At 66.5% G+C, this 16,413-nt stretch carries 11 protein-coding genes; 8 read left to right on the forward strand and 3 right to left on the reverse strand.

The window, feature by feature from the left end; translation table 11 throughout:
* Nucleotides 1-60 precede the first annotated feature (60 nt).
* Nucleotides 61-1,536: a hypothetical protein gene (locus FB453_RS02055; protein WP_145787092.1), complete on the forward strand. Its 1,476-nt coding sequence runs from the start codon at nt 61-63 to the stop codon at nt 1,534-1,536.
* Nucleotides 1,537-1,601: 65 nt separating this feature from the next.
* Here FB453_RS02055 and FB453_RS02060 read toward each other — a convergent pair whose 3' ends face one another.
* The gene (locus FB453_RS02060; protein ID WP_145787093.1) at nt 1,602-2,705 is read right to left on the reverse strand and encodes an FAD-binding oxidoreductase; all 1,104 of its coding nucleotides are present in this window, start codon (nt 2,703-2,705) and stop codon (nt 1,602-1,604) included.
* 220 nt (nt 2,706-2,925) lie between these two features.
* Here FB453_RS02060 and FB453_RS02065 point away from each other — a divergent pair, with 220 nt between their 5' ends.
* From FB453_RS02065 to FB453_RS02075, 3 genes are all read left to right on the forward strand, one after another.
* Complete coding sequence (locus tag FB453_RS02065; protein ID WP_145787095.1) at nt 2,926-3,444, forward strand: flavoprotein; 519 nt, start codon at nt 2,926-2,928, stop codon at nt 3,442-3,444.
* A 222-nt stretch (nt 3,445-3,666) separates the two neighbouring features.
* On the forward strand, nt 3,667-5,025 hold the full coding sequence (locus FB453_RS02070; protein WP_486480156.1) for a helix-turn-helix domain-containing protein: 1,359 nt from the start codon (nt 3,667-3,669) through the stop codon (nt 5,023-5,025).
* A gap of 23 nt (nt 5,026-5,048) precedes the next feature.
* On the forward strand, nt 5,049-5,945 hold the full coding sequence (locus FB453_RS02075; RefSeq protein WP_486480157.1) for an aminoglycoside phosphotransferase family protein: 897 nt from the start codon (nt 5,049-5,051) through the stop codon (nt 5,943-5,945).
* Here FB453_RS02075 and FB453_RS02080 read toward each other — a convergent pair.
* Nucleotides 5,926-7,149, reverse strand: a complete 1,224-nt coding sequence (locus FB453_RS02080; RefSeq protein ID WP_145787099.1) for a hypothetical protein — start codon at nt 7,147-7,149, stop codon at nt 5,926-5,928. The two genes, FB453_RS02075 and FB453_RS02080, sit on opposite strands and share 20 nt — an antisense overlap.
* A 921-nt stretch (nt 7,150-8,070) precedes the next feature.
* Here FB453_RS02080 and FB453_RS02085 point away from each other — a divergent pair.
* The 3 genes from FB453_RS02085 to FB453_RS02095 all read left to right on the forward strand — a co-directional run bounded on the left by FB453_RS02085 (nt 8,071) and on the right by FB453_RS02095 (nt 15,506).
* Nucleotides 8,071-11,154, forward strand: coding sequence for a DEAD/DEAH box helicase (locus FB453_RS02085; protein ID WP_145787101.1), 3,084 nt, complete (start codon nt 8,071-8,073; stop codon nt 11,152-11,154).
* Nucleotides 11,155-11,328: 174 nt separating this feature from the next.
* The gene (locus tag FB453_RS02090) at nt 11,329-12,876 is read left to right on the forward strand and encodes a hypothetical protein (protein WP_222431299.1); all 1,548 of its coding nucleotides are present in this window, start codon (nt 11,329-11,331) and stop codon (nt 12,874-12,876) included.
* A complete protein-coding gene (locus FB453_RS02095; RefSeq protein ID WP_145787103.1) occupies nt 12,873-15,506 on the forward strand; it encodes a phospholipase D-like domain-containing protein in 2,634 nt (877 codons plus the stop codon). Before FB453_RS02090 ends, FB453_RS02095 begins: the two co-directional genes overlap by 4 nt.
* Before the next feature lie 78 nt (nt 15,507-15,584).
* On the opposite strand, the gene FB453_RS02100 is transcribed toward FB453_RS02095, so the two are convergent.
* Nucleotides 15,585-15,884, reverse strand: coding sequence for a helix-turn-helix domain-containing protein (locus tag FB453_RS02100; RefSeq protein ID WP_145787105.1), 300 nt, complete (start codon nt 15,882-15,884; stop codon nt 15,585-15,587).
* A 71-nt stretch (nt 15,885-15,955) separates the two neighbouring features.
* On the opposite strand from FB453_RS02100, the gene FB453_RS02105 reads away from it, so the two are divergent.
* Entirely contained in the window at nt 15,956-16,384 is a 429-nt protein-coding gene (locus tag FB453_RS02105; RefSeq protein WP_145787107.1) for a VOC family protein, read from the forward strand.
* Nucleotides 16,385-16,413: the final 29 nt, after the last annotated feature.

Consider the following 16,413-nt stretch of genomic DNA (forward strand, 5'->3'; position numbering starts at 1 on the left):
CGTCCTCTGACTGTCGAACGCCTCAGCCCCTGGCTTGACCGGTCACCTTACGATCCGCTCATGCGGCGCGAGGAGATAGACGGAGTTGCTGTCATCCAACGCGATGTGCCTGGCACCTTGGCCGCGTCGCTGACGTTTGGGTGCGGTGCCCGCGACGAAGAGATCGACTCCATCGGCCTGACCCATCTCGTGCAGCACCTGGTGGACTGGACGGAGGATCACGTCGCGGAGAAGCACGAGGACAACATCTGGATGAACAACACGTCATTCCTCGCAGGCGGCCCACCGGGTCAGGTAGCGGAGCACCTCGCCACCATCTGCTCGGCCATCAGCAATCTTCCGCCCGAGGATCTGTCCGACGCGGTCGCGGACCTCAATGCGGACAGCCGGTACGTCTCGAACATCGAAGAAGGTCTGCGCGACCCGTGGGGAGCGCTGCTGTCGCGGCGTTTCGGGCCGAGCGGATACGGCCTGTCGCGCTGGCCCGCAGTGGACTACAAGCTCTTCACAGCGGACGAGATCCGACGGTATGTCGAAAGGTTTTTCACCAGCGGCAACGCGGTTCTCACCCTGACGGGCGAACCGCCTCAGGCGATGCGACTGCTATTGCCCGCCGGCCCGCGAGTCACCCGCAGCACGCCACTCGTCAACAACCAAATGGGGCCGATCTGGTACGCCGACGAGGTCCGCGGCGTCGCGCTGACGGTCGGTGTCGAACCCAGCGCGGAAGCTGTCGTTCTGATGTGGGCACTGCGGTCGCGAGTCGCTGAGGCAGTAGACGAGGCCGGGGTGGCCATCGGTGCGGAATTCATGTGCGAGGTCGTCGACAGTACGCGGCACGAGCTCGGGTTGAGGGTCACACCAGACTTCGGCAAAAAGGGCAAGAATTTCGACGCCACCGTCGCGGCGGAGCTGCTCTGGGCCGAGCTGCAACGGCTTGCCGCCGATGGGATCGATCGAGTGGAGATCGCCGACCGGGTGCCAACGCAGCGCATGACCATGGAGGGCGACATCGAATGGATGCAGTCGATTAGCGAGCTTCAACCCTTGGCCCACCAGGAGCTGCTCGGCACGGCTGAGATCTACGGCTCGGAATCACTCAGCGAGCTGACTGGGCTTACTCCGGACGCGACACGGGACATCGTGTCGGGCTGGCTCTCAAGCGCCATGATCGTCGTGCCGTACGGGTCGAAACCCGACCTCCCTCGCGCCACCGAGGATTCCTGCCCGACCACCCGCTTCGTGCCCGCAGGTGAGGTCGTCAGGCCGCCGTTCTCCAAGCGGTTCCACAACAAGGGCAAGCTGGTCATCGGCATCGACGCGATTTCCACTGTGGATGGCGACGGGAACGTGCACACCGTCCCGCTGTCCCAGGCACTCGTGGTCGAGCGGTTTGGTGTCATCCGGCTCGCCCACCTCGGCCACGGCTGCGTCACCACGATCTCGGACTTCGCTGACGCTGCCGACAAGCTCCGGGCCGTCCTGCCGCCGCGGCGTTTCCGCCAGGCCGTCAAGCAGCTCAGTTCCAACTGGTAGTCGATCGTCGAGGATCATGATCGCGCGTACGCGGGCCGATCAGAGTTCGTCCGGCAGGCAAGCCGTCAGCAAGTGAAGCCTTTGGGCAGGTGGATGCGTGCGGCGGGGATGCCGAGTGCGCACAGCCGTGGCCGCGCGCCGGCCAGCATCGCGGGTGGGCCGCAGAGGTAGACGTCCTGGCCGGGCTGGTGATGGTCGAGGGCGATGGTCAGGGCGTCGCCCTGCTCGGCCGGCTCCGCGCAGGGGTCGTCGGAGAGGGCAGGCACGATGGTCAGCCAGTCGTGGGCGCATTGCAGCTTGTCGAGGGCGATCGCGTCGTACAGGTCGGTGAAGGTGCGCGCGCCGACGATCAGCGTCACCCGCCGGCCGTCCGGTGCGGCGGCGACCTGCTCGACCAGGGCGCGCAGCGGCGCCAGGCCGGTGCCACCGGCGACGAGGAGCAGATCGCTCGTGCTCGTCGGGTCGAGGCTCAGACCGTTGTCGACGGGCGGGCCGAGCCAGAGCAGCTCGCCGGGGCGTACCTCATGGACCAGTCGGTGGGAGACGGTGCCGGCGGGTACGGCGCGGACGTGCAGCTCGACGGTGCCGTCCGCGCGTGGGGCGTTGGCCGGTGAGAGCCAGCGCCAGTGCCCAGGCAGGCGCGGCGTGCAGACCGGCACGGCCTGACCTGGCTGGAAGGGCAGTCGCCGCCAGGGACGTACCGTCAGGATGGCGATGTCGGGCGACGGCCGATCGTGGCCGATCACCTCGACGTGCCACCAGGCCCGGCCGTCGCCGGCCTGCGCGGCGGCGCGGCGGATGGCGTGCGTGGCACGGCACAGGGCGCGCTCGGCGACGATGGTGAGCTGCGGCGTCCACAGTGGGCGGGCGTGGCGGGCAACGGTGGCGAGCAGCGCGTCGCCGATGGTGGTGGCGTGCGGGAGCAGGTCGAGATGACGGTACGCGTGGCCGAGTACCCGGAGCAGCGCAGCCCGATTCGCCGGGTCGTCGCCGCTGACCAGGAGGCGGCCCAGCGCGGTGAAGAACAGCGGCGCGTCGCGGTGTGGGAGCAGCCCGGGTCGGCGGTCTTCCAGGGTGCACCAGAAGTCACCGGCGGCCCGCACGTCGACCGACTCCCAGGCGGCAGCCAGGTCCGCGTGAGCCGGGTGGTCGTCGTTCACGGTGGGCATGCCGGCTCCAGGTCGTTGATTCATGGGCTGGCACCGGGGCGGGCGGGACGGAGCTGCGCCGTTGAGGGCCGGCGCAGCTCCGGGACAAGTCACCCGCCCCGGGCCATGCGTCGACTGTCGCGGCTGACCAGGGACGACGGCATGTCACAGTGATCGTTGGCGGCATGCACGATCGGTATGCGCTCGACGTCGCGACTGTCGAATCGGGCAGACTGCGGGCATGACGGAACGCCCGGTGCTGTACCTGGTCGTCTGCGCCGCGGGTCCGGCGGAACACATCGACGAGCTGGTCGACCTCCTGATCGCCGATGGGTGGCAGGTGTGCATGATCGTCAGCCCCACCGCCGCGCCGTGGCTCGACCGGGCGGCGCTGCAAGACAAGACCGGCTATCTCGTACGCGTGGAGTGGCGGATGCCCGGCGACCCGGAGCCGCACCCGCCGGCTGATGTGGTGGTGGCCGCGCCGGTCACGTTCAACACGGTGACGAAGTGGGCGTTGGGCATCAACGACACACTGGCGCTCGGTGTCCTCAACGAGTCGATGGGGGCGGGGTTGCCGATCATTGCTTTTCCGCACACCAAGGCGGAGTTGGCCGCTCATCCGGCGTACGCGGGTCACCTGGCGGTGCTGCGCGCTGCCGGCGTGGTCGTGGCTGACGGAGAGCCGCTGAACTCGGTGAACGGGCCGGAGCGTTGGAGCGTGGTCGTCGAGGCGCTGCGGGCGGCGCGCCCGTCCTAGGCAATTGCAGTTCGTTCGCTTGCCCGACGGTCCTTGACGATATGCGTCGCGCGTATACCAGCGCTCCACGCAGCGTGTTCAATGGATAAGCTCGATGAGGCGAGATGGACGGAGCCGCCGGTGACACATGCAAACTGCCCTCGGTGCGGCGGACGGCTGGCCCGGGACAACGACAGCGGACGGTGTACGCCGTGCCAGGCCGCCGAACGGGACCGGTTGAGCGTGCCGCCGGTGGTGCCGGCGAGATTCTGGGACCACGAGCCGGTGCGACTTGCGCTGATCGAGCGGCATCTCGGGCGGGTGATCCGGGCGTACCGCTGCCATCCGTACCACGGGCGGGTCGCCTTGCCGCAGTCCGTGGTGGCGGGGTGGTTGGGGATCACGCAGGCACAGTTGAGCCGGGTGGAGAACGGGCCGCCGCTGGTGCACCTGGACCGACTGGCGCATTGGGCGAAGCTTCTCGGTATACCCGCATCTTGTCTCTGGTTCGCCCTCCCTGGACAGCCTCAGCGGTCGGCCGAGAGACGCGGGAGCGCCCGCGCGTCAACCGACACACAGGGTGCTGCGCCGGACGAGGGTCGGCGAGCCTTGTTGGCCGGTATCGCCGCCGTCGCTGCGGGCGCGGGTCTGCTCGGCGGCAGCGAGCTTGTCCAGCCCCGGCGAATCGGCACTGCGGATATCGCTCGGCTGAACGCGGTGCTGGAGCTGTACCGGTCGGTGGACCGGGAATCGGGTGGTGGCCTGCTCTATCGGGAGGTGGCCCGGTTCGCCGAGTCGGTATATCGGATGCTTGATTGGTCGCATCCGACCGGGCTCACACCGCCCCTCATCACGGCGGTCGCGACAGCCCGGCAACTGGCCGGCTGGACCGCGCTCGACGCGGGAAGGCACGACGACGCGCAGCGGCACTTCGTCGCCGGGGAGCGCGCCGCGTTGACTGCTGATAACGCACCGCTGGTCGCGATGATTCGGTACGCGCAGGCCAAGCAGCTTCAACACCTTCGGCACAACCGGGATGCCCTCGCGACACTGCAACTCACGTACGCGCAGCTCGGGTCACACGCGAGCCCGGCGGCCAAAGCCCTGCTGTGGGGCGCGGAGGCCGCCTCAGTTGCGGCACTTGGGGACCACCAGACCGCCTTGCAAGCCCTCGGGAAGGCGAGCGACCAGTTCGAGCGCATCAACAAGGACCGCGAGCCTGACTGGATGGGCTTCTACGACCGCGGCGAGTTGTTCGCTCAGTACGGGCGGGTGTATCGGGACATGGCACGACGAGACCGTAGGCACGCGGCGGAGGCGGTGCGCTGGGGCAGGGATTCCATCGCCGCGTTCGGCGTGGCGAACGTGCGTAGCATCGTGCTGAACGAGGTCGGGTTGTGTAGCGCGCTGTTCTTAGCTGATGAGCCCGAGCAGGCGCTCGCCCTTGGGGCGCGCGTGCTAACGCAGGCGCAGGCGATGAGTTCCAGGCGGGTGATCGACCGGGTGGTCAATCTGCGTCGTGATCTCGCTCGGCACCGGCAGCTTCCGGAGGTCGCCGCATTCGAGCGGGTCCTCGCCGCCCAGGCTGCGGTGGCTTCGTGAGCGGGCGGTTCTCTGAGGAGGCAATGACGGCGGCCATGCGGGACATCGCTGCTGCCCTGGACGTCTCTGCGGAGGGCGCTCGGCTGCTGCAGTTGACTAACAACGCCGTCTTCGCCCTTCCTCGACCCGGGATCGTCATCCGGATCGCGCGAACTCATCAGCTCCTGGATCGGGTTAGCAAGGTTGTTCAGCTCGGGCGTTGGTTCGCCGAAATCGATGCACCAACGATCCGGCTGGCACCCAACGTCGAGCAGCCGGTCCAAGTCGGCGACTTGGCGGCGTCAGTTTGGCGCTATATCCCGTCGCAACCACCTGCTCCAACGGCGGAAGATCTCGGCTTTGTGCTACGCAAGTTCCATGCACTCGACCTGCCAGCTTTCAGCCTGCCGTTCTGGGATCCGATCGGTGACGCACGACGACGTTTGGCCGACGCCGACGGCCTCGATCCGGATGATTGCGATTTCCTCGTGGAATGGTGCGACCGCCTCGAGCCGCAGATCGTTGCGCTCACCCGTCTGACGGAACCGCAGCTCATTCACGGGGATGCCCATGCCGGAAACCTACTGCGGATGTCACCGAACCGGGCGGTCTTGTGTGACTTTGACGCTACCTGCGTTGGCCCCTGGCAGGTTGACTTCGCAGCAGTCGCAGTTGGCGAGGTTCGGTTTAGAGGTTCGGGAGCGTACCCCGCCTTAGCCATCGCCTACGGATCCGACGTCATCACAGACCCATCATGGACAACCTTGAGGCAGGCACGCGAGTTAAAGATGATTATTGCGGCCGTGCCGCTGCTATGCAGCTCGCCGGATGTCGCGACCGAGTTCAAGAATCGTCTGCGGTCAGTTCGGGATGATGATTCGAAGGCGCGGTGGGTACCGCTCGCTGATCTCGCCCAGCGGCCTAAAAGAGCGTTTCATTGACCATGTAGTAGCCGACTAGCACGACATCGCGTTCGTTGACTACCGCGACTGCCTCTCGATGCCGTAGTGAGCTAGCGAAGGTCCGGACACGAGCCGCTTGCCCTTCCGAAAGCTCAAAGCTACCATCTCTCACAATCAAGCGAAGCGAGTCGTAGAGCTCGACGACGAAACCGCTGCTGACGGGATAGGTCTGTAGTACGTCTTCAGGGTTTATGCTGTCGAACGACGCACCCTGGTACCTCGAGCTTGGCTTAGCCTCTATCTCGTCTCCCTCCCTCGTCCGAATGTCGATGACCCGCATCTTGCCGTTCCAGCCTACAAGCAGATGATTATTAGTGTTACCCAGGACTTCGAATTCCCCAGCGACCTGGTACTGGGAGTGACTCTTGGTTGAAACTTTGTTGGCACTGGTCGCCGCTGAGTAGACTACCGAACTGAGATCCGCCTCGCCCTTATAACCAACAACTTGACTCTCTTCATAGCGGGCAGCCTCGTGAGTCTTTGACTCTTCAATCTTCGCCGCCAGGAAGCCAGGGACCGCATCGCCCGTATAGTTTAAGAGATTGCGGTGCGAATGCGATGTCGACATCGACGAATCAGCAACTTTAGTCCAGTTAGACTGGCGGAAACCCGGGATTCCTCCGGCAGCGAATCGCACCCGCGCAAAGTAAAGCCCCCGCTCTTCCGCCGACAGGTTGATTGCAGCGTAACGAACTGAGACTTTGGAAACACGGAAGTCAGTCTGTTGATTCAAAGGGTAGCCGCGATCCGGGTGACTGGCATTAACGTAACTCTCCAAAAGGCCTTCAGGTGTCGCCAAATATACGCGATCAGCGTAGATCTGCGTATCCAGAACCAGTCCGCCGTAGGATTCAGACTCGCTGCGACTAAACAGCCAATGCGGCAGATCGACTGTTAAAGAGTCGGAGTCACGATAGGGCAGCAAGAACGCCGATTCCATATCAGGAACACGCATCATCGCGCGAAACTGCTCACCAACCTTCCAGTCATTTCGGAAGATTAGAGTCTGGATGACATTGCTAATCGAAGCGCCGTACGCCTTCGTCAGATACTTTCCCACAGATTCAAGGTCGGCAAATCTCAGCACCCCTAATCGGTCCCACACGTACAGTCGCCGCTTGTAAAGCCATGCGTCGCGATATTCGCCAGCAACCCTGACCCTCGCAACGAATATTTTGCTCATTACAACCGCCTCGTTAGAATACGAGTATAGGTTGTGTAAGAAATTAGGCCTTCCTTGTGCCAGCGCTCGACCAATTCATCAGGTGGCGGGCTCCGGAACTTCATTCCGCGTCGCCCCCCAACCGGGAAGCCATGCCACGGATCTGTATGATTGACCGGGGTCGAAAAAAACGCCATCCGCTCCCCGCGGGTACCGAAGGCTTCGGAGTCTTCTCGAGCCACGGCCCAATATTGGCCGGCCGCGTCAAGCCAATCTTGGTACTCCGCCTCGCAAAAAACGTGACATTCATCTGGACGCTCGATAGCCCAGAGGGATTTCGGATGCCGGGTCCCACTAGCGGCTCGATGCACGTCCAAAGAGAGGTAGGCGGTCTCGGAACACGACGTGAATAGGATCCCCGAAGAATTCGCGCTGACCCGTTTGCATTGTCGCTCCATGGGCTCGAGCTGCCCCTGGCCGTATCGTTCCCCCGATGTGCCCGCGGCTGCCCCGTCCACGATCGCAACAGTAGCGGCTTGAGTCCAAGTGCGGGATCCCCCAACCTGCCGAGATCAGCTACCGCGTTGTTCAGTAGCGGCTCCTGTGTGAACATTTCTCACCTTAGCCAGTCAGTGACCCCGATACTCGAGCACACTCGAAGGCGACCATCCATACCCTGCCGAATCGGAGTTCCGGGGCATACGAACCAAGTCATCTTCAAGCACGAAACGTAGCGTACTATCCTGATTGACGGATTTGCCGAGAATCCTGCGTTCGCTATTTATGCCGGTTGATTGCAAGGGGCACCGAGGTTCTGGGGAACACCCACAGCAAGCGGCAGATGAGCGGGCAGACCTCTCATCGGACTTAATCGGCTAGGCAAGATCCGCAGAACGGCATGTCGGGCCGCGTCTCCGTACGCAAGTCCGTTAACGTGCCGGGATGACGGATCTTGAGCGGGGTGTTTACGAGCACCTCATCACTCGCGAGCTTGCCGACCGGCTCGAGCAGGTCGACCCCGCCCTGATCCAGCACCACAAACTCGACCCTGCCGACGCCCACCACGCCCTCGCCCGGCACATCGCCACCCTGGCCGCCCGAGCCCTCCACTCCGTCCCCAGCGGCGACGACAAGCTCCACCACCAGATCGCAATGGCGAACCAGATCGCCGAAGCCATCGCCATCCTGAGCCCGAAGGCAGCGACCGAACAGGATCAGGTAACCGACGCCAAGCACCTGATCCACGCCATCGCCGCCCCACCAACCCCACCGGCGGAGCCCACCTTTCCGCAACGCCCCACCACTCCCCTCTCCACCGGCGCGCTACTCGTCAACGGCCGTCACCAGCCCCGCATCGGCCACGAGGTCAATCACGAGATGGCCTCCGCCGACCATGTGGATCTGCTCTGCGCGTTCATCAAGTGGTACGGCCTGCGCATCGTCGAGCCAGCCATCCGCGAGCTGATTGCCCGAGGCGGCAAGGTCCGCGTCATTACCACCACCTACCTCGGCGCAACCGATCAGCGGGCGCTAGACCGGCTCGCCGAGCTGGGCGCAGACATCAAGGTGTCGTACGAGACGAGGACCACCCGCCTGCACGCCAAGGCGTGGCTCTTCCGCCGCGACAACGGCACCACTACCGCCTACGTCGGCTCGTCGAACCTGTCGAAGACGGCGCTCGTGGACGGCGTGGAGTGGAACGTGCGCATCTCGAACATGGAACAGCCGCACGTCATCGACACGTTCGCGGCGACGTTCGAGGACTACTGGAACGATCCGGCGTTCGAGGCGTACGACGCGACCCGGGATGCCGACCGCCTGCGGCACGCGTTGAGCGGGGAGCGCCGCGACGAAGCACCAACCGCGATCTCGAATCTGGACGTGCGCCCGTACCCGTACCAGGCAGAGATCCTCGCCGACCTTGACGCCGAGCGGCTGGTGCACGGGCGCTGGCGCAACCTGGTGGTGATGGCGACCGGCACCGGCAAGACGGTGGTGGCCGCCCTCGACTACCGCCGGCTGCACAAGGCGAAACGAGCTGACTCGCTGCTCTTCGTCGCTCATCAGGAGCAGATCCTGCGGCAGAGCCTGTCGACGTTCCGGCAGGTCATGGGCGACGGCAGCTTCGGCGAGACGCTGGTCGCGGGCGAGAAGCCGAACGGTTGGAAGCACGTCTTCGCCTCCATCCAGTCGCTGCACCGCCGCGAGGTCGACCCCGAGGCGTACGACATGGTGATCGTGGACGAGTTCCACCACGCGGAAGCGCCGACGTACACGCGACTGTTGGAGCGGCTGCGTCCCCGCGTACTCCTGGGCCTCACCGCGACCCCCGACCGGGCCGACGGCGGCGACGTGCGCCGGTGGTTCGACGGGCGCGCGGCCGTCGAGCTGCACCTGTGGGACGCGTTGGAGCGGCAGTTGCTGGCGCCGTTCCAGTATTTCGGGCTGCACGACGACGTGGACCTGTCGCACGTCACCTGGAAGCGCGGCCAGGGTTACGACCCGACGCAGCTAAGCACCATCTACACCGGCAACGATGCTCGGGCGCGGACGGTGCTGCGGGCGGTCCGCGAGAAGGTGGACGTCGGGCGGATGCGGGCGCTCGGGTTCTGCGTGAGCATCGGGCACGCCGAGTTCATGGCCGCCCGGTTCAGAAAGCACGGTGTCGAGGCGGCGGCGGTGACCTCAAAGGCCGGCACCGATCGGGCGGGGCTGTTGCGGGACTTCAAGGCCGGCAAGCTGCGAGTGCTCTTCACAGTGGACCTGTTCAACGAGGGCGTCGACCTGCCGATGGTCGACACGATCCTGATGCTGCGACCCACCGAGAGCGCCACGATCTTCCTGCAACAGCTCGGCCGTGGCCTGCGCCTCGACGACGACAAGCCCTGCCTCACGGTGCTCGACTTCATCGGCGGGCAGCATGCCAACTTCCGCTTCGACCTACGCTGGCGTGCCCTGACTGGGGTCACCCGACGGGCGATCACCGAGGCGGTCCGCGACGACTTCCCGAGCCTGCCGAGCGGCTGCCACGTCGAACTGGATCGGGTGGCGAAGGAGGTGGTGCTCGCCAACCTGCGATCGGCGCTGCCCACCTCGAAGGCTGGTCTCGTTTCTGAGCTGCGGCAGCTCGGCGACGTCAGCCTGGCCACGTTCCTCCGCGAGACCGGCCTGGAGATCGAGGACGTATACCGATCGGCCAGCTTCGGCGGCTGGACCGGGCTGCGGCGGCTCGCCGGCATCGAGACGTCCACACCCGGCCCCGATGACCGCGAGTTGGGCCGCGCCGTTGGTCGCATGCTGCACACCGACGACATCGACCGGCTAGAGCTGCTCACGAGGGTCGCGGCCGGACCGCCCGCGCCAGGTCAGCAGGTGTACGCGGGCAACAGCCGACTGCTGGACATGCTGCACTTCAGCCTCTGGGGACCGAACGCCCCCCTCGCGACACGCGACGAGCGGCTGGCGCGGCTATGGAAGGAGCCGGCCCGCTGCGCCGAGCTGCGGCAGGTCGCCGAGGTGCTGCGGGACCGCATCCACCGGGTCACGCCGACCGTCGCGTCCGGTGCGGTGCCGTTGCGGGTGCACGCCCGCTACAGCCGCAACGAGGCATGCGCCGCCTTTGGGATGACCAACCCGGGGTCACTGCGCGAGGGGGTGAAATGGCTGCCGGACGCCCAGGCCGACCTCTTCTTCGTCACCCTGGTCAAGTCAGAGGCCCACTACTCCCCCACCACCATGTACGCCGACCGCGCCATCACCGACACCCTGTTCCAGTGGGAGTCGCAGAGCACCACCTCTGCGGCGTCGGCGACCGGGCAGCGCTACACGTCGGGCGGCTCGACCGTGCACCTCTTCGTGCGGGAGACCCGCATCGCCGACCGCGACCTGGGCGCACCGCCGTACCTCTACGCCGGCACCATGAACTACGAGTCGCACACCGGTGATCGGCCCATGCGCGTCCTGTGGCAGCTCTGCCACCCCCTACCCGCCGACGTGTACGCCACCGCCCGAACGATCGCCGCTTAAGCGTGGGGTGCCCCGAGGCCGCCAAACGGAACGTGCCCCTCAGCACGGCTGCGATCAACTCCGGTTGACGGCCAGCAATCGACCCGATCTGTCACTTCATACCGGCCCGAATGGTTCCCGATAAGCCTGGATGGTGCATTCCCCGCGCGCTTGCAGTGAGCCAGGATGGCCGCCATGACGAGTGCACCGATCGATGCAATGGTCGGATCCGCCGCCTCACGATCGCTCGTCGTGGGGCCGGCTTGGTGTGACCCGGGGCTGCTCGCTCGCGCCGGCCGGTATCCGCTCGCCGTGGAAGCGCCGGTGATGGCCGCCGTCGACATGCTTGTCCCCGGCGTTTCGACGGTAACCCGCTTCGCCCGTTACTACAGCCTCTACTGGGCACTCGCGGCCCACGCCGATCTCGCCGGCCTGAGCCGGGCCGCGTGCCAACGTCTCGTTCGTCGCGCAGAGGTCGGGATGGCACGGATTTCGCAGGAGTACGACACGACAGATCATCCTCGCGGCCTGGCTCACGGCGTTGACGCCTTAGCGCGACTAGCCCCCGACGACGGCGCCGAATTTTCGGTGGCCGATGCCTCCGGCACCCGCTCCTACTCGCCGCGATCATGGGGCTTCTGGTCGCAGTACAACGGCCCCAGCGTTGCACTCGGCACCGTAGCGGTGGATGGCGGCGCGTTGCGCACCAGCCGCCACCCCTGTCCACCTCAGATCACAGAGATGTATGCCCCGCTCATCGAGGCCGCCGACCGTCGATCCGGCCTGCCCCTCCCATCGGCGGCCCTTGGCCGGCTGAGCCTGCAACACGACGAGGTCACTCCCGACCTGGAGCCGCTGAGCGAGGTGTTCAGCGCGACCGTCGACGGCCGCCACGATCCCGAGGCGTGGACGGGGGACGATCGAACCAGACGTGCGACACTGCGCATCCTGGCTCGATCTTGGCAGCTCAACCCCGACGCGGAGACGTGGCGGGAGGCGTTTGCCGCGGGCGTTGCATATGGGTCGGCGGCCCGCGAGGACCCGCTCCTTGCCAGCGAGGAGCGCACCGCCGCCTGGCGGGGCGTGGTACTCCGGCACCATTCCGTCGGTGCATGGCGGCACCTCTGGGCAGCTCTGGTCAACGAGGTTCGCGATGCGGAGCACGCTTCGCGGGGCCACCTACACGAATGGATCACCGCTCAGCTGCCCGCCGGTAGCGTCGCCGACTTCGAGGCAGACCTACCTCCCGTCATCGACGGACACGGTGATCCGATGCCGGCGGAGGACGTGATACTGGATGACGACCGTGGCGTGGTCACCGACGTGGCATTGCTGCTGCTGGGAGCCCGCAGACTCGACTCGCTAAGCGGCCTCACCCTGCGCACCTTCAAGGGGCGGCGGCCCACATATCTCGACCCAAGTTGGGTCGCCCAGCTGCGGCGCGAGTTCGCCCGGCGCCCGATCAGCGAGTTGGGCCGGCAGCTCGTCAACGACATGCTCGCGCAATCGCGGCGAGTAGCGCTGCGCAAGGTCGCGTTCAACCCGGACGGGACCATCTCGCTGTTCAGTCGCCTACACGAGCGCAATGGCGTTTACTTCGCCGACTCATCGGAGGGCAGCGGCAATATCGGCCTGCGCGTCCATCAGCTCGCCGAGATCGCGGTTCAAGTTGGCTTGCTCTCGCCAAAACGCGAGGAACCGGTGACCCCGTGGGGGCAGCAACTGCTGGAGGTACCGGCATGAGCGACGTGTCACGGTCCTTCCGTTCACCTCTTACATTGCTGGAACAGTGGCGCGACCGGGCCGACGGTGCCCGGCTGCGCGAGGTCGTCATCACCGGCTACACGGTCGACCTCGGGTTCCTGGAGAAGTTCGCCATCCCAACGGCGCGGGCGCTCGGAGCGCGAATCACCGTACTCGGCGACGCCGGACAAGCTGTGCACGATCCAGTGGACGTGCGACGGGCCGGCTTGGCCTACCAGCATGGCCATGCGGTCTGCTCGCGAGCATTCCATCCGAAGCTCGTCGCGCTGCTCGGCGACGACGATGTCTGGCTAACGGTCGGATCGGGCAATCCAACGCTGTCGGGCTGGGGCTACAACCGTGAGCTATGGGTGACCGCCCACGGCACCCGGGAGCATGGGCCCCAGCTCATCGAGGACGTGGCGGATTGGCTGCACGACCTGCCTGCTGTGGTCGGGATGGCGAGTTGGATTGCGGCGACGCTGCGACAAGTGGCTGAACGGATGCGGCCGGCCACGGTCGACGAGCGCTGGTTGCCGGTACGCGCATACGGCAACCTGCGGCGACCGCTGCTGGAACGGCTGCCCTCCGATCCCGTTGAGGAGCTGCGTCTGGCCGCCCCCTTCTTCGATCCGCCCGCCCGCGCGGTGAGCGCCCTGGTTAACCGGACCAAACCACGCTCGGTGCGCGTGGCCGTGCAGCCCTCGATCGCCATGTTCGACGGCGCCGCACTGGTCCGGGCCACCGGGTCAACCGTTGATCAGGAGTTCCGGCTGCTGGGTCCGGGACCGGCCCGACACGGCAAGTTGATCGAGTGGGACAACACCGACGGCACGACTGCCGGAATGACCGGCAGTGCGAACGTCACCACTTCGGCGCTGCTGCTTAGCACCGCGCAGGGTGGCAACTGCGAGCTGGCCGTGATCGCGCCGCACACCGACCTGCTATTTCCGGAGGGCGAGCCGCAGTCCATTACGACGTTCCGGCAGCTGGCGTCTGCCCCGCCCACGGCGACCGATTCCGCCGGTGCCGCGCCGGTGCTCCTCGGTTGCGCGCTGACCGACGGCATGCTCGTCGTCGAGCTGGCCGCTGCGGCGGTGCAGCGGATGGTCGTGGAGACATCGCCGACGGCGGTGCCCGGCAGCTGGCTTGCCGTGGGTGCCGTGCCTGTCGGGCAACAAAGCGCGCGCTTTCTGGTCCCGGAGCTCACCGGGGGCGCAGTTCGCGCGGTCATCGAGCTCGACGGCGTGCGCTGGGAGTCGGCTGCCGTCTTCATCACCGACCCATCCCGATGCCGGCCCCGTCGAGACGTCTCTGACGAACCGCGGCTATCGCGCGCGTACGAGCCGAACGAACTCTTCACCGATCCGCTGATCGCCCAGCGTTTTACCGCAGACCTGGCTCGACTAGTGGAGTTGGTCGGCGGGGTGGGCGGGCCCGCGCCCGCATCCCGGACACCGCCGGTAAGCAATGGGGTGCCGCCGGGTGACCGCTGGGCGGACTACCTCGAAGACTGCGACCAGCTGCTCGGGCCGGGGCTAGCCGGGCTCATCTTCCCGCGCACGTCGGCCAAGAATCACGTCACAGCGGCCGGGTGGTCCATTGACGACATTGACGAAAGCGAGCTCACCGAAGACGAGGACGAGGGTGTGCTCGATGGCCTGGTAGACGAGCCGGAGACCGTCTCGGCCAGGTCCGTGCCCGAAGTCCGCCCCGACGACCGCGTCCGGTATCGCCGATTCGCGGCCCGCTGGGTCGCCTCGGTGACCGAGCCTGCGGTCGAGGACGACTGGTCGACCCTGCCGCCGGTGCATCTGCGGATGACAGTCACCGCGCTGTACCTAACGCTACTTGCGGCCGGCGTGTGGCAGGAGGATGAGGACTGGCGTCACGGCCTCCGGTGGCTCGTTTGGGCGCTGGTGCCCGACGACGCCATGCTCGACGAGCTTCCGGCCGAGGCCTTCAACCACCTCTACTCCCTGCTGGCGGTCGCCATGGCGACGCTCCGCCAAGACGCGCGCCTTGAGGGCGGCCGGGAGGCGGACGTGCTCGCTAGCGACGCCTGGCGGGACGCGTCCGAGTGGGTCGCAGAGACTGACGCCGAACTGGCCGAGCATCAACTCCTCCCCGCCAGCCAGCCCTTTGCCCGCGTCGTCAGCGCCCGGGAGCTTTGGGACACCATCGTGCTGGCCAAGGAGTCCAAGCAGGATCCCTACGCCGAGGCCCGGGCGATGCTTATGGAGGCCGGTCTAGCCGTCCGTCTCGACGAGGGCGCCTGGTGGGTAGAGGGTGAATTCGGTAACGCGTACCGCGCGGCAGCTCGGGTGGCGACGGAACTCGGACGGACAGCCGACCGCGTCGTCGCGGTGGCCCGCAATCCCCGGTGCACCGTGCTCATCGCGCGCGTCGATCGGGCGATGATTCTGGTCGACTCGCGGATGGCTGTTTGGCGGTTCTATCAGCTGTCCAATACCCGGACGCCGCTGTCGATGACCGCTGAGTGCCCCGGACCGCCGCCGGGCGCTCGTACCGCCCCACTCTCATCGCCTCCGGCCGAGTTGCGCGGTCTGAGTGAACAGGTAGGCGTTGACCTGGCTGCGCTGGCGAGGCGCATCAGAAAAAGCCGATGAGCCGTCGCGGGTGATGCAATCTTGCTGACCGGTTGCGGCGCCCTTGCCCGTTGGCGCTGCAAGGCGTGGCGGATGCGGTCAAGCCCCGTCCGCGTTCGAGGCGAACCTGACGTCCAGCCTTCGGTCCAGGGCCCGGGCTAGCCGTCCCAGGACCGGCAAGGTCGGCACGGTCCCGCCTGCCTCGAAGCGAGCCACCGCGGACTGAGTCATGCCGGCGGCGTGGGCCAACTGGCTCTGACTCCAACCGTGCCCCTCGCGCAGGTGGCGCACCTCCTGCCCAAGCTCGAAGGCGATCCGAGTGGCCTCGTAGGTCTCGGCCGCCCCCGGCTCCGTCATCCGGCGCTCGCGCAGGTCATTCCAGTCCAGGCGATCACTCATCGCTCCACCTCATAGCATCAATGCTATGGGTTGAGGGTTGCGGAGGTTCGCTTGGCGCTAAGTTGAAGACCATGGAGCAGCGCATCAGCCTGATCACTCTGGGAGTCGCGGACGTAGCCCGCGCGAAGGCGTTCTACGAGCAGCTGGGCTGGCAGGGCCAGGAGGTCGAGGAGACGGTCTTCTTCCAGGCCGGCGGCCTGGCCGTCGTCCTCTGGGGCCGCGACAAGCTGGCCGACGACGCCGGTATCGAAGGGCCGGGCACCGGCGCGATGACCCTGGCCCAAAACGTCCGCTCCCGGGCCGAGGTCGACGAGGTCATCGCCACAGCAACCAAGGCCGGTGCCAAGGTGACCAAGCCGGCCCGGGAAACCTTCTACGGCGGCTACGCCGGCTACTTCGCCGACCCGGACGGTCACCTCTGGGAGATCGCCTGGAACCCCGGCTTCACCCTCGCCGAGGACGGCACCATCACTGTCCCCGATTTCAGCGCCACGAACTGAGCCGAGCCGAGCCGGGCAGGAGAGAGAAA

The organism is Micromonospora sp. CNZ322 (assembly GCF_007827755.1).

What these genes read in the sequence shown, in the direction of transcription:
- FB453_RS02085 (WP_145787101.1), top strand. Translation starts at nt 8,071, where the DNA reads ATGACGGATCTTGAGCGGGGTGTTTACGAGCACCTCATCACTCGCGAG.
- FB453_RS02080 (WP_145787099.1), bottom strand. Translation starts at nt 7,149, where the DNA reads ATGAGCAAAATATTCGTTGCGAGGGTCAGGGTTGCTGGCGAATATCGC.
- FB453_RS02095 (WP_145787103.1), top strand. Translation starts at nt 12,873, where the DNA reads ATGAGCGACGTGTCACGGTCCTTCCGTTCACCTCTTACATTGCTGGAA.
- FB453_RS02100 (WP_145787105.1), bottom strand. Translation starts at nt 15,884, where the DNA reads ATGAGTGATCGCCTGGACTGGAATGACCTGCGCGAGCGCCGGATGACG.
- FB453_RS02105 (WP_145787107.1), top strand. Translation starts at nt 15,956, where the DNA reads ATGGAGCAGCGCATCAGCCTGATCACTCTGGGAGTCGCGGACGTAGCC.
- FB453_RS02075 (WP_486480157.1), top strand. Translation starts at nt 5,049, where the DNA reads ATGACGGCGGCCATGCGGGACATCGCTGCTGCCCTGGACGTCTCTGCG.
- FB453_RS02055 (WP_145787092.1), top strand. Translation starts at nt 61, where the DNA reads ATGCGGCGCGAGGAGATAGACGGAGTTGCTGTCATCCAACGCGATGTG.
- FB453_RS02090 (WP_222431299.1), top strand. Translation starts at nt 11,329, where the DNA reads ATGACGAGTGCACCGATCGATGCAATGGTCGGATCCGCCGCCTCACGA.
- FB453_RS02065 (WP_145787095.1), top strand. Translation starts at nt 2,926, where the DNA reads ATGACGGAACGCCCGGTGCTGTACCTGGTCGTCTGCGCCGCGGGTCCG.
- FB453_RS02060 (WP_145787093.1), bottom strand. Translation starts at nt 2,705, where the DNA reads ATGCCCACCGTGAACGACGACCACCCGGCTCACGCGGACCTGGCTGCC.